This is a genomic window from Curtobacterium sp. MCBA15_013, assembly GCF_001865095.1.
In the GTDB taxonomy this organism is placed as follows: domain Bacteria; phylum Actinomycetota; class Actinomycetes; order Actinomycetales; family Microbacteriaceae; genus Curtobacterium.
The window spans coordinates 573,588-590,631 of the sequence record NZ_MJGQ01000045.1; the positions used below are offsets into that span (position 1 = coordinate 573,588).

22 protein-coding genes are annotated in these 17,044 nt (G+C 72.7%); 12 read left to right on the forward strand and 10 right to left on the reverse strand.

The window, feature by feature from the left end; translation table 11 throughout:
* Positions 1-4 precede the first annotated feature (4 nt).
* Both BIV01_RS20380 and BIV01_RS20000 read left to right on the forward strand, forming a co-directional pair.
* Positions 5-133, forward strand: coding sequence for a hypothetical protein (locus BIV01_RS20380; RefSeq protein WP_261645759.1), 129 nt, complete (start codon positions 5-7; stop codon positions 131-133).
* Positions 130-288 (forward strand): hypothetical protein, encoded by a 159-nt coding sequence (locus BIV01_RS20000; RefSeq protein ID WP_175473759.1) that lies wholly within the window; start codon positions 130-132, stop codon positions 286-288. The genes BIV01_RS20380 and BIV01_RS20000 overlap by 4 nt, the downstream gene beginning before the upstream one ends.
* Positions 289-347: 59 nt before the next feature.
* On the opposite strand, the gene BIV01_RS16625 is transcribed toward BIV01_RS20000, so the two are convergent.
* The 3 genes from BIV01_RS16625 to BIV01_RS16635 form a co-directional block, all read right to left on the reverse strand.
* On the reverse strand, positions 348-1,226 hold the full coding sequence (locus BIV01_RS16625; protein WP_071303554.1) for an aldo/keto reductase: 879 nt from the start codon (positions 1,224-1,226) through the stop codon (positions 348-350).
* A gap of 40 nt (positions 1,227-1,266) precedes the next feature.
* A complete protein-coding gene (locus tag BIV01_RS20120) occupies positions 1,267-3,435 on the reverse strand; it encodes an MFS transporter (protein ID WP_083414102.1) in 2,169 nt (722 codons plus the stop codon).
* Positions 3,436-3,557: 122 nt separating this feature from the next.
* Positions 3,558-4,376: an alpha/beta fold hydrolase gene (locus tag BIV01_RS16635; RefSeq protein WP_071295132.1), complete on the reverse strand. Its 819-nt coding sequence runs from the start codon at positions 4,374-4,376 to the stop codon at positions 3,558-3,560.
* A 204-nt stretch (positions 4,377-4,580) separates the two neighbouring features.
* Between BIV01_RS16635 and BIV01_RS16640 the strand changes: the two genes are divergently transcribed.
* A complete protein-coding gene (locus BIV01_RS16640; protein WP_071295133.1) occupies positions 4,581-4,985 on the forward strand; it encodes a GlcG/HbpS family heme-binding protein in 405 nt (134 codons plus the stop codon).
* Between the two features lie 79 nt (positions 4,986-5,064).
* On the forward strand, positions 5,065-5,586 hold the full coding sequence (locus tag BIV01_RS16645; RefSeq protein WP_071303555.1) for a hypothetical protein: 522 nt from the start codon (positions 5,065-5,067) through the stop codon (positions 5,584-5,586).
* A 14-nt stretch (positions 5,587-5,600) separates the two neighbouring features.
* Here the strand turns inward: BIV01_RS16645 and BIV01_RS20010 are convergent, their stop codons facing one another.
* Entirely contained in the window at positions 5,601-5,747 is a 147-nt protein-coding gene (locus BIV01_RS20010; protein ID WP_175473760.1) for a hypothetical protein, read from the reverse strand.
* A gap of 68 nt (positions 5,748-5,815) precedes the next feature.
* Here BIV01_RS20010 and BIV01_RS16650 point away from each other — a divergent pair, with 68 nt between their 5' ends.
* The 5 genes from BIV01_RS16650 (at position 5,816) to BIV01_RS16670 (ending at position 10,561) form a co-directional block, all read left to right on the forward strand.
* Entirely contained in the window at positions 5,816-7,390 is a 1,575-nt protein-coding gene (locus BIV01_RS16650; protein ID WP_071303556.1) for a cation:proton antiporter, read from the forward strand.
* A gap of 126 nt (positions 7,391-7,516) precedes the next feature.
* Positions 7,517-8,398, forward strand: a complete 882-nt coding sequence (locus BIV01_RS16655) for an alpha/beta fold hydrolase (protein WP_071303557.1) — start codon at positions 7,517-7,519, stop codon at positions 8,396-8,398.
* A 12-nt stretch (positions 8,399-8,410) separates the two neighbouring features.
* The gene (locus BIV01_RS16660) at positions 8,411-9,148 is read left to right on the forward strand and encodes a hypothetical protein (RefSeq protein WP_071295137.1); all 738 of its coding nucleotides are present in this window, start codon (positions 8,411-8,413) and stop codon (positions 9,146-9,148) included.
* An 11-nt stretch (positions 9,149-9,159) separates the two neighbouring features.
* Entirely contained in the window at positions 9,160-9,822 is a 663-nt protein-coding gene (locus BIV01_RS16665) for an NAD(P)H-binding protein (protein ID WP_071303612.1), read from the forward strand.
* Between the two features lie 46 nt (positions 9,823-9,868).
* Complete coding sequence (locus tag BIV01_RS16670) at positions 9,869-10,561, forward strand: SDR family oxidoreductase (RefSeq protein WP_071303558.1); 693 nt, start codon at positions 9,869-9,871, stop codon at positions 10,559-10,561.
* Positions 10,562-10,616: 55 nt separating this feature from the next.
* On the opposite strand, the gene BIV01_RS16675 is transcribed toward BIV01_RS16670, so the two are convergent.
* The 4 genes from BIV01_RS16675 to BIV01_RS16690 are packed head-to-tail and all read right to left on the reverse strand — an operon-like array spanning position 10,617 to position 13,124.
* Entirely contained in the window at positions 10,617-10,910 is a 294-nt protein-coding gene (locus BIV01_RS16675) for a putative quinol monooxygenase (protein WP_071295139.1), read from the reverse strand.
* Between the two features lie 15 nt (positions 10,911-10,925).
* Positions 10,926-11,645: an SDR family oxidoreductase gene (locus BIV01_RS16680; protein ID WP_071303559.1), complete on the reverse strand. Its 720-nt coding sequence runs from the start codon at positions 11,643-11,645 to the stop codon at positions 10,926-10,928.
* Entirely contained in the window at positions 11,642-12,049 is a 408-nt protein-coding gene (locus BIV01_RS16685) for a GlcG/HbpS family heme-binding protein (RefSeq protein ID WP_071303560.1), read from the reverse strand. The genes BIV01_RS16680 and BIV01_RS16685 overlap by 4 nt, the downstream gene beginning before the upstream one ends.
* Before the next feature lie 46 nt (positions 12,050-12,095).
* Positions 12,096-13,124 (reverse strand): zinc-binding alcohol dehydrogenase family protein, encoded by a 1,029-nt coding sequence (locus BIV01_RS16690; protein WP_071303561.1) that lies wholly within the window; start codon positions 13,122-13,124, stop codon positions 12,096-12,098.
* Between the two features lie 142 nt (positions 13,125-13,266).
* Between BIV01_RS16690 and BIV01_RS16695 the strand changes: the two genes are divergently transcribed.
* A complete protein-coding gene (locus BIV01_RS16695; RefSeq protein WP_254791863.1) occupies positions 13,267-13,644 on the forward strand; it encodes a winged helix-turn-helix transcriptional regulator in 378 nt (125 codons plus the stop codon).
* Positions 13,645-13,754: 110 nt separating this feature from the next.
* Here BIV01_RS16695 and BIV01_RS16700 read toward each other — a convergent pair whose 3' ends face one another.
* Both BIV01_RS16700 and BIV01_RS16705 read right to left on the reverse strand, forming a co-directional pair.
* Entirely contained in the window at positions 13,755-15,206 is a 1,452-nt protein-coding gene (locus BIV01_RS16700) for an amidohydrolase family protein (RefSeq protein ID WP_071303563.1), read from the reverse strand.
* Complete coding sequence (locus tag BIV01_RS16705) at positions 15,203-15,817, reverse strand: nuclear transport factor 2 family protein (protein WP_071303564.1); 615 nt, start codon at positions 15,815-15,817, stop codon at positions 15,203-15,205. The genes BIV01_RS16700 and BIV01_RS16705 overlap by 4 nt, the downstream gene beginning before the upstream one ends.
* Positions 15,818-15,918: 101 nt before the next feature.
* Between BIV01_RS16705 and BIV01_RS16710 the strand changes: the two genes are divergently transcribed.
* Positions 15,919-16,662 carry an IclR family transcriptional regulator gene (locus BIV01_RS16710; RefSeq protein ID WP_071303565.1) on the forward strand — a complete coding sequence of 248 codons (744 nt, stop codon included), beginning with the start codon at positions 15,919-15,921 and terminating at the stop codon, positions 16,660-16,662.
* 124 nt (positions 16,663-16,786) lie between these two features.
* Positions 16,787-17,044: ATP-binding protein (locus BIV01_RS16715; protein ID WP_139199478.1), on the forward strand; the 258-nt coding region annotated here is incomplete at its 3' end.

The window sequence follows — 17,044 nt, forward strand, 5'->3', positions numbered from 1 at the left end:
TGCGATGACGATCTCGTTCCCGCCCCTTCCCGCCGTGCTGCACGTGGGAGCGGGAGCCGCCACCCCTGCCGTGCAGACCCTGCTCCTGCCCGTGCCGACGCCCGCGACCGAACGGCCGGGAGTCCGGCGGTGAACCCGCTGCGGGCGGTCCTGCACGTGCTCAGGGCGGACCCGGACCAGTGGCGTCGACGCGGACTCCGGTCCCCGCGCGAGATCGCCGTGCTGGTGGCGGAGCGGTCGCTCCCCGACGATCCGTCGTACCGGGACTTCTTCGTCCCGTCCCCGTGACCCGGGCGCACGGCGGACGGCCCGGCCCCGAGGGGCCGGGCCGTCCGACGTACCGGGCGTCAGGCTGCGCCGTCGAGCACCGCGACGTCCCTCGGGGACAGGACGACCGACGCCGCCGCGACGTTCTCCTCGAGGTGGTCCACGCTGGACGTCCCGGGGATCGGCAGCACGTTCGGAGCGTGCTGCAGCAACCACGCGAGGGCCACCTGCGACGGTGAGGCGCCGGCCCGTGCCGCCATCGCCCCGAGTGCTCCGGCGCCGCGCGTGAGGCCGCCGGTCGCCAACGGGAACCACGGGATGAAGCCGATGCCGAGTTCCGCGGTGACCCGGACCAGGTCCTCGGAGGAACGCTCGACCAGGTTGTACAGGTTCTGCACCGTGGCGATCGGCAGGATCCGCTGCGCGGCGAGGAGCTCCGGGACGCTCACCTCGCTGAGGCCGACGTGCCGGATGAGTCCCTCGGCGCGGAGTGCCGCGAGGGTCCCGAGCTGCTCGTCGAGCGGCACCCGCTGGTCGATGCGGTGCAACTGGTACAGGTCGATCCGCTCGAGTCGCAGTCGACGGAGGCTGCCCTGCACGGCGGCTCGCAGGTGCTCCGGGCGACCGTCGACGACCCATTCGCCCCGTGGTCCCCGGACGAACCCGCCCTTCGTCGCGATGACGACGTCCGATCGGTACGGGGCCAGCGCCTCGCCGATGAGTCCTTCCGCGACCTCGGGGCCGTAGGCGTCCGCGGTGTCGACGAGCGTCACGCCCAGCTCGACGGCGCGCCGGAGCACGGCGCGGGCGCCCTCCGGGTCGCGGGACGGGCCGAAGGCGTTCCGGCCGGCGAGCTGCATCGAGCCGAACCCGAGTCGGGCGACGGGCAGGTCCCCGCCGATCAGGAAGGTACCGGCGGCGGCGGCTGAGACGCCGTGGAGATCGGTGGTGGTGGTCATGGTGGTCCTGTTCGTTTCCGTGGAGTGATCGGGAGGGGGGTCACGCGGTGTGGACTGCCGCGCGCTCCCTGCGGGACCGCGCGGTCAGACCGATCCCGGCGGCGACGGCCGCGATCGCCACGAGCGCGGCGTACGCGGCGCCGACGCCCGCGAGTCCGACGGCGCCGGTGAAGAACCCGGCGACGAGCACCGGGATCCCGTAGGCGGCGTACGCGACGAGGTAGACGGCGGCGAAGAGGCCGCCGCGGGTCGCGTTGTCGGCGAGTGGTCCGAGGATCCGCAGGGAGGAGCCGAACGCGGCGCCCTGGCCCGACCCGCCGACGACGGCGGCCACGACGAGCAGCGGGAGGTCCGCGGAGAGGATCGCCGACCCGGCGCCGATTGCGCCGAGCAGCAGCAGCGCGGCGCCGACCGCGGTCGCGATCCGGGCGGTGGCGCGTGAGAAGAGCATGCCGGCCACCGCGGCGGCCGCCGGTTGCAGCGCGACGACGGCCGCGCTGGCGGTCCCGCCGTCGATGCCGAACACGCCGTCGTCGAGACGTGGGCCGAGTCCGAGGAACAGCCCGGAGAACATCCAGCCGGCGACCGTCAGCGGGGCGAGCACGGCGAACCACGCTCGCGCTGCACCGGGCACCGCGAGCACCGGCCGCAGGGACATGAGTGCGCCGGCGTGCCGGTCGGCGGTCTCGTCGGCCGCGAGGACCGCGGCGATGCCGACGAGCAGGACGACCCCGAGGGTCAGGAAGACGGCGGCGGTGGGGTCCGGGGTGAACTGTGCCGCGATCCCGCCTCCGAACGCCCCGAGCGCGAGCCCGCCGACGGGAGCGGCACTGGTCAGCACGGTCATCGTGCGACGGTGTCGTTCGCTCGACAGCTCGATGATGGCCGCCGTGAACGTACTGGTGGCGGCTCCCGTCGCGATCCCCTGCACGGCCCGCGCGGCGATCACCCACCCGATCGAGTCGGCGAGCAGGAACAGGACGCTCGCGATGAGCATGAGCACGAGCGCCCCGATGAGGACGGGACGACGCCCGATGTGGTCGGACAGCCGTCCGGCCACGAGCAGTGTCCCGAGCAGGGTGACCGCGTACACCGTGAACGCCGTCGTCAGCTGCCAGTCGGGGAAGCCCCACGCCGACTGGTACACGACGAACAGCGGGCTGCCGGCACCCGCTCCGAACGCCACCGCGACGGACGCGACGACGACGCCGATCAGGGCGAGGCGTCGGTACGGGGCCGAGGTGCGGCGGGAGCCACTCGACTCGGACCTGCGGAGCAGCCCCAGCGAGCGGACCGCGATGCTGCCGACGATGCCGGTCGCGACCGCGACGACGACCCAGGCGAGGACGGTCCCCAGGGTGCCCAGGCCGGCGGTGGAGAGCAGTCGCACCGCGTACGTGGCGCTCGCCGCCGTCGTGAACGTCATCGCCCAGAACCCGATCGCGAACCCGCTCCGGACGTACCGGCGCACGAGGAAGGCGTGTGGGAGCAGGAAGGCGACCATGGTGCCCGCGAGGGCGGTGTCGACGACGGAACCCGCGCCTCCCGTCATGGTCCACCAGGCGTTGCCGGCGACCGCCGGCGGCGCGGACAGGATGGCGAGCGTCGGCAGGAGCGGCGGCGGTACGGCGGGGCCGGTGGCGAACCGTGCGATGAGCACCGCGCCCACGAGCAACCAGAACAGCACCCCGGTCGCGAAGTACCCCATCGCCAGGTCGGGGTGTCCGATCACGGCGAGTGACTGCGCACTGAGCAGCGAGCCGGCCACGGTCGGGAGCAGGTAGCCGCCGTGCAGGGAGGCGGCTTCGCGGGGAGACGTGAGGAGATCGGTGACGAACCAGGCGCCGAAGGCGGTCGTGAGCGCCAGCATCGTCCAGACGCCGACGGCACCGGCGACGGGCGCCCAGGTCGCGAGGTGGGCGGCGAGCAGCGAGCCGACGGCGGGGACGAGCGCGGCGAACGGCCCGAGCACGGGGTGTCGGAGGTCGGCGCCGATGGCACGGAGCCCGCCGGGGCGGTGGAGGTACCGGACGATCGTGACGGCCCAGGCGATCGCGGCGGCGGCCCACAGGACCTCGCCGATCGCCGTGGGCGCACCGAGCAGGCTGCCGGCGGCCGTCCAGGTACCGGCGAGTCCGGCGGTGCCGAACGCGATGCCGAAGGTGTTCAGGGGGAGCCGGGGGTGGTGCGTGGCCGTGGTGTTCATCATGCCTCCTGTGGCGGTGCCGCTGTAACCATCCAGAGTGGTTGCGTATTCCGTGGCGCGAGCGGTGACGGACTGGAGGCGCGGTGCGGGCTGGCGCCGCGCCTCCAGTCCGGTGGTGGGTCGCGTCAGCCCTTGATCCAGGCGAGGACGTCCTGCTGCAGGACCGCGCGGTAGTCGCCGTGGATGCCGTGGGGGGCGCCGGGGTAGGTCTTGAGGGTGCCGTCGGCGACGAGCTCGATGGCCTTGCGTGCGGCGTCGTCGATGGGGACGATCTGGTCGTCCTCGCCGTGGTTGATGAGGATCGGCACGGTGAGCGCCCTCAGGTCCTCGCTCTGCTCGGTCTCGGAGAAGGCCTTGACGCAGTCGTACGCGGCGGACAGGTTCACGTTCTGGCCCTGGCGCCAGAAGTCGAGCTTCGCGCCGTACGAGACGTCCCGGCCGTGGTTGGCGCCGAAGAAGCTCTCGGAGAGGTCGAGCCAGAACTGCGACGCGTCCTCGAGGACGCCGGCACGGATGCCGTCGAACACGTCGATCGGGGAGCCCTCGGGGTTGCTGTCGGACTTCACCATGATCGGCGGGATCGCGCCGGCCGTGACGACCTTCGCGACGCGGCCGTTCGCGTACTGCGCGGCGTAGCGGACGACCTCGCCGCCGCCGGTGGAGTGTCCGAAGACGATCACGTCGTGCAGGTCGAGGTGCTCGATGAGCGCGGCGAGGTCCTTCGCGTACTGGTCGATGGTGTGGCCGACGGCGGTCTTCTCGGAACGGCCGTGGCCGCGGCGGTCGTGGGCGATGGTGCGGTAGCCGTTGTCGCTGAAGAACTTCAGTTCCGGCTGCCAGGCGTCGGAGCTGAGCGGCCAGCCGTGCGCGAAGACGATGGGCTGTCCCTCGCCCTGCTCGGTGTAGTACATCTCGATGCCGTCGGGAGTGGTGAACGTGGGCATTGCAGGCTCCTTGCGTCGTGGTCTGGTGCCGGACGAAGGTCGTCGGCGATCGTCACGCTAGGAGCGGTGCGCGCGGCAGGGCGTGTCCCCGTCGGGACCACCCACGGCCTCCGGTGCGACCGCACGGGTGACCCGGGCGGGGACACGCTGCGACGGTGCGCGGTCCCTAGCGTCGGCTGCGTCCACGACGAAGGGAACCAGCCCATGACCGATCTCACCCTCACCCAGGCGCACGCCGCCATCGCCGCCGCCGAGGCGAAGGCCGCCGAACTCGGCGTCCCCTCGACCGTCACCGTCCTGGACCGGGGCGCACGCGTCGTCGCGGTCGCCCGGCAGGACGGCGCACCGCTGGTGTCCGTCGACGCCAGTGCCGCGAAGGCCCGCACCGCGGTGTCGTTCGGTGCCGCGTCCGGCGACCTGGCCGGCGCCGTCCAGCCCGGTGCACCGCTCTACTCGCTCGGGGCGGCCAGCCACGAGCCGCTCACGTTCGTCGCGGGCGGTGTCCCGGTGACCGACGCAGCCGGTTCCGTCATCGGTGCCGTGGGGTCGAGCGGCGGGTCCCCGGACCAGGACCTCGTGATCGCGGAAGCCGCGGTCGCCGCGCTCTGAACCACCGGTGTCCCCGCCCGCGCTGACTGGCCCGGGCGGGGACACGCACGTCCGGGGGCGGCCGATCTACCGTCCCGACATGCACACCGAGATCACCGAGTACACCGCCGACCGATTCTCCATCCCCATGGCGCAGCCCTTCGACGAGGTCGTCGCGGCGTTCGAGCTGGCCGTGCCGCCGCTCGACCAGACGAGCCTGACCGAAGCACTGGCGCGGCACCGCGACTGGGACACGGTCGAGACCTGGACCGAGCAGCACGCACCCCGTGGCTTCATCCGGTACTGGCGGAACGAACCGACCGCGTTGATGGCCATCGCCGGGCACCGGTCGTCGTGTGTCTCGTACCTGGTGGGGAACCACGTCGTCGCGGAACGGATGTACCGGTTCGACCCGCGCGTGATGGGGCTCGCGCCGTTCCGCGTGACCATCTCGCAGCGGCCCGGGGACCCGGTCCTGCTCACCGCCGACGTGCCGAGCGCGTCGTTCGGCTCCTTCGGTGTCGGGCGCATCACCGCCGTGGCCCACGGTCTGGACCGCGAGTTCGCGGAGCTGCTCATCGCACTCGGCGCTCCGGTCCCCGAAGTCCTGGCGGAGCTGTGACGGCGTGCCCGTCGTCAGCGGACCTGCTCGACGACGCTCTCGCCGTGCGGTTCCCCGATCCGGACGACGGGATCCGCGAGGATCCGGGCGAGGGGGATCGACACCAGCCCGGTCGCGGGCGGCGTGTCCGGGGCGGAGGGGTCGCGACGGCGGCTGCGCATGGAGGAAGGCTAGGCACCCGCCGTGCCGGGCCGCGTGGCCGCGCCACGGTCACCCTGGAGCCGGCGCCGTGAGCATCGACGAGACCCTCACCTGGGTCGTCGCGTTCCTCGTCGTGACGGTCGCCGTCAGTGCAGCCGCACGGCGCGTGGGGTGGTCGGCCCCGCTGGCCCTCGTCGTCATCGGGGTCGCCGTGTCCTACGTGCCGGGTGTGCCGCGCGTGGACGTCGAACCGGACTTCGTCCTGTCGGTCCTGCTCCCGCCCCTGCTGTTCGCGGCGGCGCTGCAGACCTCGCTGTCGGACGTCCGTGCCCGGCGGGAATCGCTGTTGCTGCTGTCCGTCGGGCTCGTCGCGTTCACCACGCTGGTCGTCGGCGTCGTGACGTGGGCCGTGGTCCCGACGCTGACGCTGGCGGCGGCGTTCGCCTTCGGTGCCGTCGTGGCGCCGACCGACGCGGTGGCCGTCTCAGCCGTCACCCGGCGCGCACCGCTGCCGAGGCTGCTCGCCTCGGTCCTGGACGGGGAGAGCCTGCTCAACGACGCGACGGCGCTCGTCGCGTTGAACACCGCAGTGGTGGCCATCGTCGCCGTGTTCGACCCGGTCCGCGCCGCGGGCGAGTTCGTCCTCGCGGTGGTCGGCGGCATCGGCATCGGGTTGTCGGTCGCGTTCGTCATGGGCGCCGTCCGGAGGCGGCTCTCCGTCGCGGTGCTCGACACGAGCCTGTCCCTCGTCACGCCCTACGTCGCGTTCCTGCTCGCGCACGGCATCGGTGCATCGGGTCCACTCGCCGTCGTCGTCACCGGACTCTTCCTCGGGTACCGGGCGCCGGTCCTGCAGTCGGCCGAAGCCCGCCTGGCCGAGTCGCTCAACTGGCGCACCGTGCAGTTCCTGCTCGAGAACGCGGTGTTCCTGCTCATCGGACTCAGCCTGCCGGCGATCCTGCGCGGGGCCTTGTCGTCCGGGATCGGGCTGGGTCGCGCGCTGCTCGTGATCAGCGTGGTCCTCGTGACGCTGGTGGCCGCGCGGCTCGGCTGGAGCCTCGCCGTGACGGCGGTCTACCGATGGGGGCCGGCGCGGCTCCGACGCCGGAGCTGGCAGTGGCGCCTGGACCTGCCGGTCACCGTCGCGGGCGTCCGGGGGGTCGTCACCCTCGCCGCGGTGTTCCTGCTGCCCGAGCAGACGCCGCACCGGGCGTTCCTGCAGTTCCTCGCGTTCGTGGTCGTCGTCGCGACGCTCCTGCTCGGGCTCTCGCTGCCGTGGGTGATCCGCCGGGTCGCGCTGCCACCACCGAACCTCGACCAGGAACGGATGGAGACCCAGCTGCTCCTCGCCGAGGCCCGCGCCGAGAGCCTGCAGCTCGTCGACGGCCTCGACGACGGTGCCTACGACGACCGGGCCGTCGAACGCGTGCGGATCGACGCCGCCCTGCTGGGCGAGACGTTCGTCGGGGACGACGGGGTCCGAGCCGACCGTGCGGCCTCCTACGCGGAGCTGCGGATGCGCACGATCGCCGAAGAACGTCGAGCGGTCCTGCGCGCGCGCCGGGAGGGGCGCTACGCGGAGACCGCCGTCCGTGCGGTGCTGACCGTCCTCGACATCGAGGAAGCCGCGGTCCGCGCGACGCTCGCCGGCGACGTGGACTGACGGCCGGCCGGTGTCTGACCGTGTCCGGACCATGTCCCTGACGGGAGCACGCGGCGCTGTCCGCACCGCTCCTAGCGTCGACCTCGCCACCGACCACCCGGGTCGGTCGAACCCAGGGAGTCATCGATGAGCACCACGGAGACCACGGCCGGTCACACCGCCACCACCGTCCCGACCAGCACCGTGACCGCGGCGAACGGCACGACCTACGCCTACCGCCGGTTCGGGAGCAGCACCGACGGCGTCCCACTCGTCTTCCTCATGCACTTCCGCGGCAACCTCGACAACTGGGACCCGGCGCTCATCGACCCGATCGCGGCTCGGCGCGAGGTCGTCCTCGTGGACAACGCCGGCGTCGGCGCGTCGACCGGGACGGTCCCGACCACCGTGGGGCAGATGGCCACCGACCTGCTGGCCTTCACCGACGCCCTCGGCATCCGTCGGTTCGACGTCTTCGGGTTCTCGCTCGGCGGGTTCGTCGCCCAGGACCTGGCCCTCCTCCGACCGTGGGCGGTCCGCAGGCTCGTCCTCGCCGGGACGGGCCCCGCCGGTGCACCGTCGATGCACGGATGGCGGGAGGACATCGAGCGCGAATCACGGCACGACGTCCCCACGGCGGAGAGCCTCCTGTACATCTTCTTCGCGCACACGGACACGAGCCGGGCTCGTGGCGTCGACTTCCTCCGGCGGTTGGGCGCTCGGACCGAGGACCGCGATGCGCCGACCACCCCCGCTGTGCGCGACGCGCAGTACGACGCCGTGCTCGCCTGGGGCGTCCCGGACATCTCGAAGCTCGAGCGCTTGACCGGGATCCGGCAGCCGACGCTGGTGCTCCAGGGGGACGACGACCTGATGATCCGGACGCCCGGGAGCCACACGCTGGCCGGACTCATCCCGGACGCGCGCCTGCACGTGTTCCCCGACGCCGCCCACGCGTCGATCTTCCAGTACCCCGACGAGGCCGCTGCCATCGTCGAGGACTTCCTCACCGCGGCCACCGCCGCCTGACCCGGAGCGATCATGACCACCACCACGACCCTGCTCGACCGCATCCTCGACGCCCACGGCGGCAGCCGCTGGGCCGACGTCTCCACCATCTCGGCGAACCGACACTTCGGAGGCGCCTTCTGGGGCCTCAAGCAGGTTCCGGGGATCGCCGAGGAAGGTCGGTTCACCGTCGACCTCCGCCGCCAGCGCACGTCGCTCGAACACTTCGGCGCCGACGACCTCCGTACGGAGTTCACCGGCGACCACGTCGCGGTCGTCCGCACGACCGCGCACGGCGACGAGGTCGTCGAGGAACTCGCCGATCCGCGATCGTCGTTCCGCGGGCACGTGCTCGAGACGCCGTGGAACCGGCTGCAGCTCGCCTACTTCACCGGCTACGCCATGTGGACGTACAACACCGAGCCGTGGTCGTTCACGTTCCCCGGCGTCCGCGTCGAGGAAGTCGGCCCGTGGACCGAGCCGGACGGAGCCACGTGGGACCGCCTGCGCGTCACCTACCCCGACAGCATCGCGACCCACACCCCCACGCAGACCCTCTACGCCGATGCGGACGGCGTCCTGCGTCGCCGTGACTACGAGGTCGACATCGCCGGTGCCTCGCCGAGCGTCGAGTACATGACCGGCCAGACCTGGGTCGACGGCCTCCTGCTCGCCACCGAGCGCAACATCTTCGTCCGCGACGGAGACGGCCACGCGCTCCCGGAGCCGCTCATCGTCTCCATCGGCATCGACGACGTCGTCGTCGGGTGACCGGGCCCACCATGCGAGTCGTCGTCGCCGGCGCACACGGCAAGGTCGCACGGCTGCTCTCCGCGCAGCTGCGGGCCGGCGGGCACGTGCCCGTCGGCCTCATCCGGAATCCCGACCAGCGCGGGGAGCTCGCACGTGCGGGCGTGATCCCGATCGTGCTGGACCTCGAACACGCCTCGGTCAGCGACGTCGCGGCGGTGCTCACCGGTGCGGACGCCGTCGTCTTCGCAGCGGGCTCCGGGGAGAACAGTCCCAGCAGCCGTTCGCTGGCGATGGACCGGGACGGAGCGATCCTCCTCGCCCAGGCCGCGGTGGTCGCCGGCGTCCGGCGGTTCGTGGTGCTCTCCGGCGCCGGTGCCGACGACTACGAACGCGGCTCCACCGAGCCGTTCCAGGTCTACCTGCGGGCCAAGGCGGACGCGGACGCCGCCGTCCGGACGCTCGACCTCGACTGGGTGATCCTCCGCCCCGACGCGCTGCACGACGGCGCCGGCACGGCACGGTTCTCGGCCGGAGTCCGGGTCGAGCGGCGCGGGATCGCTCGCGAGGACGTCGCAGCGGCGTTGTGCGACGTCGCCGTCGGCCAGGACCCGGGCCGGGTGCAGCTCGAGATCACCACCGGCGACCTGCCGCTCCGTGCCGCGCTCCGTGCCGCGGACGTCGCGGTCGGTTGATGCCCGCACACCCCCGATCGACGGCACGACGACAGGAAGGCCAGACATGACGGAGATCACAGGAGCAGTGGTCGTGGTGACCGGTGCGAACGGCGGCCTGGGACAGGAGTTCGTCCGACAACTGCTCGACCGCGGGGCGGCCACGGTGTACGCCGCAGCACGGACTCCACGCGCTCAGGTCGGCGACCGCGTGGTCCCGATGCGGCTCGACGTGACGGATCCGGCATCGGTGCGGGCCGCCGCGGACGCGGTTCCGGACGCGACGATCGTCGTCAACAACGCCGGAGTGCTGCGCAGCGGATCTCTGGTGGACGGCGACATCGCCACTGTCCGGGAGCAGATGGAGACCAACTTCTTCGGACCGGTGCAGGTCACCAGGGCGTTCGCGCCGGCACTGCGTCGCGCACACGGTGCGGTCGTGAACGTCGCGTCCGCGCTCAGCTGGCTCGCGATCGGCAACGGGTACAGCGCGTCCAAGGCTGCGCTGTGGTCGGCGACGGACTCCATGCGCCTGGACCTCGCCCCCGACGACGTCCAGGTGCTCGGCGCGTACCTGGCGTTCACGGACACGCCGATGACACCGGGGGACATGCCGAAGAACGACCCGGCAGACGTCGTCGCCGCGATCCTGGACGGCGTCGAGGCAGGGGCGCACGAGGTCCTCGCCGACGACCTCACGCGCGCGGCACGGTCATCCCTCGCTGCCCCGGTCCACGAACGCTACGACGCCCTCCGGTGAACGACGGAACGGCCCGCGGGGACCCTGATCGGGTCCGCGCGGGCCGTTCGTCGTCTCACACGTCCAGCGGTTGGAGCGTCCGGAGCGCGATGGGGACCGCCAGGCGCCCCTCGAGAGCCGAGCCGAGGGCCGCGAACGCGGCGCCCGCTGCGTGGCTCTCGAGGGCGGACTGGTCGGCCCAACGCTCGACCATCACGAACCGACCCGTTCGGGCGTCGTGGTGGAGGTCGTACTGTTCGCAGCCGAGATCCTCGGACCGGACCCGCGCGACCGCGGCGAGCAGGGCCTCCTCGACGGCCGGTTCGTTGTACGGCGCGGGTTCGATCTCCGCGATGACGACGATGCTCATGACTTCCTCCTCGGCTCAGGCGACGCGCTGGCCACCGTCGACGTGCACGGTGGTCGCCGTCAGGAACGGGTTGGTGAGCGCGAACACGACCGCGTCCCCGATGTCCGCCGGTGTTCCGACGCGCCGGGCGGGGTTCGTCCGGGCGACCTCGTCGAAGAACGCCGACTTGTCGTCCAGTCCGTCCCAGGACCCGGAGTCCACGATGCCGGGTGAGATCCCGACGACCCGGATCGGGGCGATGTCCACCGCGAGGGCCGGGACGAGCGCGTCCACCGCGCCGTTCGTCGTCGCCATGACGGCGAGCCCTCCCTGCGGCCGGGCGGAGACGTACCCGGAGAAGAGCACGAACGAGCCCCGCGGTGACATGCGCGGCGCGAAGTGCTTGGTCAGCAGGAGCGGGCCGAGGACCTTCGCCCGGAACGCCTCCTCGATGTCGGCTGCCGCCAGGGTCGTGACGGGGCCGTTGGCGTGGTCGGCCGCGACCGTCACGACGTGGTCCACCGGTCCGAGCACGTCGGCAGCGGCGATGATGCTCTCCTCGTCGCCGAGATCGAGGCGGACGGCCGCCGTCCCGCGTCCGACGATCTCGGCGACCTGTTCCGCGGTGTCGAGTCGTCGGCTGGCAGCGACGACCCGCGCGCCGGCACCCGCGGCCGCCTCCGCGATCGCGGTGCCGATGCCTGATCCGGCGCCCACGACGAGGACGGTCGTGCCGTCCAACCCCTGCGTGCTCATCGGATGGCGTCGAGGCCGGCCTGCGCGATGACGGCGTCCTCGTCGGGCGTACCGCCGCCGGAACCGACAGCACCGATGACGGTCCCGGTCGCGTCCGTGATGGGGAGTCCACCGGCGAGGAAGGCGAGGGGCTCGGTGCTCGCTGAGCCGAGCGTGTAGAGCGGGGCGCCGGGCTGGATCGCAGCTGCGAGGTCCCCGGTCGCCGCGCCACCAAAGTACACCGACGTCCGGGCCTTCGCGAAGCTCGAGTCGACGGACACGAGCGGGGCGCCGTCCTGGCGGACCGAGGCGACCATGCGGGCACCGCGATCGAGGACGGTGATCGACGACGGGACGCCGAGTTCGGTGGCCTTGGCGTCCGCGGCGGCGATGATCTCCTGTGCCTGCGCGAGAGTGATGGTCATGCTGGTTCCTTTCGTTGTTCCGTACTCGGTGGTGGGGGACTCGGGGTCAGAGCCCCGGCTCGTCGGTCACGACGACCTTGCCGATCACGCGACCGCTCTCGACGAGGGCGTGTGCCTCCCGCAGGGTCTCGGCCGAGATCGGTCGGAGCACGGTGGTCGCCGTGTGCCGGACCCGGCCGGAGTCGACGAGGTCCGCGACGGTGTCCAGGAGCTCGTGCTGACGATGCATGTCGTTGGCCTGGTGCAGCGAACGGGCGAACATGAACTCCCAGTGCCAGCTCAGTGCCTTCGACTTCAGTGCTACGACGTCGACCTGTTCGGGATCGTCGATCGCGACGATCTCCCCGAAGGGACGCAGCACGCGCTCGTACACGGGGAGCTGTCCTGCCGAGTTCGTGGTCAGGATCCACTCGATCCCGTCCGGCGCGACCTCGAGGACCTGTGCGGCCAGGTCCGCGTGGTGGTCGACGACGTCGTGTGCGCCGAGGTCCCGGACCCAGGACTCGCTCGCCGGACGTGACGCGGTCGCGATGACCCGCACGCCGGGCAGCAGCGTCCGGGCGAGCTGGATGGCCATCGAGCCGACGCCACCAGCGCCGCCGACGACGAGCAGGGTCCCGGTGGCGTCAGCACCGATGCGGAGCTTCTCGAACAGGCTCTCCCAGGCGGTGATCGCGGTGAGGGGAAGCGCTGCGGCCTCGGTGTGCGACAGGGTGCGGGGTCGCCGCCCGACGATGCGCTCGTCCACGACCTGCAGCTCGGCGTTGCTCCCGGGACGGTCGATGGCCCCGGCGTAGAACACGTCGTCGCCCGGAGCGAACAGGGTCACGGCGTCTCCGACGGCGCGGACCGTGCCGGATGCGTCGAAACCGAGCACACGGACGCCGCCGTCGGGTTCGGCACCGCCCCGGAGCTTCACGTCGACCGGGTTGACCGAGACGGCGCGGACCTCGACGAGCAGGTCGTGGGGCCCGGGAACCGGTTCGGGGATGGTCGTCGGCACCAGGCTGCGCGCGCTGGTCACCGGGAGAGCTGCGGTCTGTCCGATCGCTCGGACCTCGTTCGTCGTGGTCATGTCAGCACTCTGCACCCGGTGCTGTGGTTACCCGCAAGGGCCCCTGGTAACCCCACGGTAACCATGGAACACCTGATGGGCGGCGGTACCCATAGGGAATCGACCCCTTGTCGAAGGCCGCGGCGCGCGTTACCGTTCCGGTGTGACCCCCTCGACGAGCCACCCTCTCGAAGCGGCGCACGTGCTCGACGCCTGCGACCGGAACGACGTGTACGCAGCCGCTTGCCCCTGCCGCGAGATGCTCGACCTGCTCGCCAACAAGTGGACGGCGCTCGCGATCGGTGTGCTCGAGGACGGCCCGCAGCGGTTCGGGGAACTCCGGCGCCAGCTGCAGGGTGTGAGCCCGAAGGTCCTCTCGGCGTCCCTGAAGCGCATGGAGGAGGCCGGCCTGGTCGACCGCACCGTGTTCGCCGAGGTCCCGCTGCGGGTCGAGTACGCGCTCACACCGCTCGGTCGCGGTGCTGCCGCGCCGCTCGCGCACCTGCGCGACTGGGTGAACGAGAACGTGACGCGGCACTGAGACTCCTGACGGGCGATGCCATCACCCTGACGGAGCGCGCGCGCTGATGCGTGCCTCTGTCGGGGACACGCTTCGGCGGCCGCACGGCCGCACGGCCGTGCGGTGTCGGCTCAGCGCGCCCCCGGCGCCCCCGCCACCCGCTCGAGGATCCCGTCCAGCGCCGATCGATCCCAGAACGACCCCGCCCGGACCACTCCGTCGATGCGTCCCAGCGCCGTGTGACTCGTCATCGGATCGGCGGCGAGCAGCACCGCATCCGCCCGTGACCCGGGCGCCAGGCGTCCGGTCTCGGTCTCGAGCCCGAGGAACCGCGCCGCGTCGGACGTCGCCGTCCGGAGGATCTGCAGGGGTCCCAGACCGGCGTCGGCGAGGTACCCGAACTCGTCGTGGAGCGCGAAACCCGGGATCACCCCCGCGGCACCGTCGGCATCCGTCCCGGCGAGCATCGGGACGCCCGCACCGGCCATGAGCCCGACGAGGCGCAGTTGCGCTGCCCAGTGCGACTCGAGGGCGTCCCGGGTCTCCGTCGGGAGGCCGGCGAACTTCCGGCCGGACCGGTCCCACGAGCGGAGCTCCCCGGGTGCGATGTAGCGGCGACGGTGGTCGTGTCGGTGCTCCGGCGCGTTCGGGAACTGCTGCGTGTGCAGGCGGACCAGGGTCGGGCACTGCCAGGTCTCGTGCTCGACGAAGAGCGCTGCCAACTCCTGGGCGGCCTCCTCGTCGAACGTGTCGTCGGCGAGGGTGAGCGCGCGGGCGGACGAGTCCGAGGTCCTCGTGGCCGGGTTCACCACGATGCCGCGGATCACGCGACCGATGACGCGGTCCATGCCCGGCAGCCTGACCGTTGGGATCTTCGGCGTGCGAGCCGCTCCGACCGCGGATCGCACCTCGGCCTCGCGGGACGACGTCGCGGCGAACACGGTCGCGCCGGGCCCGAGGTGCTCGATCGCTCGCATGCCGCCTCGGGACGCTTCGCGCGGGTCCACGTCGTTCGGGAGGTGTCCTGCGAGCGGGACACCGAGCCGACCTGCCTCAGCGAGTGCTGCGAGGAACGCATCGCGCCCGACGAGGGCCGCCTTGATGAAGTCGGCACCCTGGGCGTGCTGGTCACGGACGGTCGCGACGGCGGCCTCCGCGGTCGACGCGTTCACCGGGGTGAGGAGGTCCCCCGGCGTGGCGAGGAGTGCCGGAGCGCCGAGCGGTGCGGGCAGTGCACCCGCGGCACGGGCTGCCAGCAGGGCGGGCGAGCCGGACATCTGGCGGAACCCGACCACCCCGTTCGCGAGCATCAGTGCGTAGGCGCCGTCGACGTCGTCCGGGGAGTTGAGCGGGTGGGCGTGCATGTCCGCGAAGCCCGGCACCAGGAACCGGCCGCGTCCGTCGACGACCTGCTGGCCCGCGGCCGTCCCGGTCTGCGACGTGGCGGACACCGACGCGATGGTCGTGCCGGTGAACCGCACGTCCTGCCCGGCCGTGGCGGTCCCGTCGAGCGGGTCGACGACGGTGACGTCGCGGATGACGACGTCGTGGTCGGCGGTGGGTGCGGTGACGTAGCGGCTCATGCGCGGTCTCCGTCCCGGTCGTCGCGATCGTGGCCGTCGAGCCAGTCCTGTTCGGCGGCTTCCACCGCCTCGACGGACCCGGGCCGGTCCGGGCCGGGCAGGTCGTCGGCGATGCGGTGACCGCTCGCCCCGAGGACCGTCGCGAGCCATCGGTACGACGGCCGACGGTCGTCGACCGCGACGGAGGACAGGTCCGGCACGGTGCCGGGAACGGTCGGTGTCACCGTGTCGGATTCGTAGACGCACGTCATCGCGGCCAGCCGCCAGCCGGTGCCGGTCCGGCGTGCGCGGTACAGCAGCCGGACGCGCGAGGCCAGGTCGACCTCGGCGCCGCCCAGTCCGGCGCGGACCTCGATGACCGCCGGTGCGGCGACGATCGCGCGGTCACCGAGGAGGTCGACGACCGGCGGGCTCATCCGGTGTGTGGCGGCCGTCCCACCGGCGGCCATCGCGATCGACCCCGCGACGAAGTCCCGCGCGTTGCCGTCGAACCAGCTGATGCGCACGCGGCCGTCCGGCTCCCACGCGTCACGCATGCGGTCCCACAGCCCGCGGTCCCGCCCCTGGCGTTCGCGCAGCACGAGCTGACTGATGTCGGTGACGTCGTCCACGATCTGCTCCTTCGTCCGGGGGCCGAGCGTAGGACGGCGCGAGAGCGGTTCGGCGTGGGTTTCCACTCAGCGGAAGACGACGTCGGCGGTAGGGTGCAGCGGTGGGCGACACTCGCACGGGGACGGTCGGTCGGGCATTCGCGATCCTGGGGTGCTTCGACGACCGCCACCCGATGCTGACACTGAGCGAACTCGCGCGTCGCTGTGGCCTGCCCGTCAACTCGACGCTCCGGATCGCGCGGAGCCTGGTCGCCGAGGGCGCCCTCGAACGCCGGGCTGACGGCCGGTTCACGATCGGGCTGCGCCTGTACGAACTGTCGTCCCTCGCCCTGCGGGGCGTGGGGCTCCGCCAGGCCTCCCTGCCGTACCTCCAGGACCTGCACGACCTGACGGGACAGCACGCCATGCTCAGCGTCCGTGAGGGGGACGAGGCGGTCCTCGTCGAGCGCGTCTCGCCCAAGCGCGGGACCCGGAGCGTCGACTACCGGGTCGGCGGCCGGATGCCCCTCGCGGCGACCGGCGGCGGACTCGTCCTGCTCGCGTTCGCGCCCGACGAGGTCCAGGAGCGTGCGATCACGACGTTCGACGTGCGGACCTCGGTCGACGAGGTGACGTCGGCGGTCGAGCTCCGCCGGTACCTGTCGGCCGTCCGTCGGACGGGTGCCGCCGTCGGCTCGCAGCGGTCCCCGCGTGCCCTCGTCGCGGCGGGTGCGCCGATCCGGGACGCCTCGGGCGTCGTCGCGGCCCTCTCGATCGTGATGCCGACCGGGCACGCCGAGCCGAGCACCGTCGTGCCCGCGTTGCACGCGTGCGCACGGGCGATCACGCGCGACGCGACGCGCTGACCCGCTCGCGCCGTGCCGTGGTCCGGCACCGCGTCGGACGGGAGGCGCGGTGCCGGCCCGCACCGCGCCTCCCGTCCGATGCCGGGCCCTTCGCCGGCGGCCCCACCGCTGCCATACTGGCGGCATGACGATGGCGCAGCCCGTCATCGGGCGCGAGCGGGAGGGCTCCGCCCTGCGGGACGCCCTCCGCGACGTCCACGACGGCGGCTCCGCGTTCGTCATCGACGGTGAGGCCGGGATCGGCAAGTCGACGCTGGTCGCCGACCTGGTCCGCCACGCGACCGACCTCGGCGTCCGACGGCTCTCGACCGCGGGGACCCTCGCCGAGTCGGCCGAGCCCTACGCCGCGCTCCACCTGCTCCTGTACCCGCTGCGCAGCGGG

Coding starts and splice junctions, on each gene's coding strand:
- BIV01_RS16645 (WP_071303555.1), top strand. CDS start 5,065: ATGCACACCGAGATCACCGAGTACACCGCCGACCGATTCTCCATCCCC.
- BIV01_RS20380 (WP_261645759.1), top strand. CDS start 5: ATGACGATCTCGTTCCCGCCCCTTCCCGCCGTGCTGCACGTGGGAGCG.
- BIV01_RS16670 (WP_071303558.1), top strand. CDS start 9,869: ATGACGGAGATCACAGGAGCAGTGGTCGTGGTGACCGGTGCGAACGGC.
- BIV01_RS16660 (WP_071295137.1), top strand. CDS start 8,411: ATGACCACCACCACGACCCTGCTCGACCGCATCCTCGACGCCCACGGC.
- BIV01_RS16675 (WP_071295139.1), bottom strand. CDS start 10,910: ATGAGCATCGTCGTCATCGCGGAGATCGAACCCGCGCCGTACAACGAA.
- BIV01_RS20010 (WP_175473760.1), bottom strand. CDS start 5,747: ATGCGCAGCCGCCGTCGCGACCCCTCCGCCCCGGACACGCCGCCCGCG.
- BIV01_RS16690 (WP_071303561.1), bottom strand. CDS start 13,124: ATGACCACGACGAACGAGGTCCGAGCGATCGGACAGACCGCAGCTCTC.
- BIV01_RS16635 (WP_071295132.1), bottom strand. CDS start 4,376: ATGCCCACGTTCACCACTCCCGACGGCATCGAGATGTACTACACCGAG.
- BIV01_RS16680 (WP_071303559.1), bottom strand. CDS start 11,645: ATGAGCACGCAGGGGTTGGACGGCACGACCGTCCTCGTCGTGGGCGCC.
- BIV01_RS16665 (WP_071303612.1), top strand. CDS start 9,160: ATGCGAGTCGTCGTCGCCGGCGCACACGGCAAGGTCGCACGGCTGCTC.
- BIV01_RS16685 (WP_071303560.1), bottom strand. CDS start 12,049: ATGACCATCACTCTCGCGCAGGCACAGGAGATCATCGCCGCCGCGGAC.
- BIV01_RS16700 (WP_071303563.1), bottom strand. CDS start 15,206: ATGAGCCGCTACGTCACCGCACCCACCGCCGACCACGACGTCGTCATC.
- BIV01_RS16655 (WP_071303557.1), top strand. CDS start 7,517: ATGAGCACCACGGAGACCACGGCCGGTCACACCGCCACCACCGTCCCG.
- BIV01_RS16625 (WP_071303554.1), bottom strand. CDS start 1,226: ATGACCACCACCACCGATCTCCACGGCGTCTCAGCCGCCGCCGCCGGT.
- BIV01_RS20120 (WP_083414102.1), bottom strand. CDS start 3,435: ATGATGAACACCACGGCCACGCACCACCCCCGGCTCCCCCTGAACACC.
- BIV01_RS16640 (WP_071295133.1), top strand. CDS start 4,581: ATGACCGATCTCACCCTCACCCAGGCGCACGCCGCCATCGCCGCCGCC.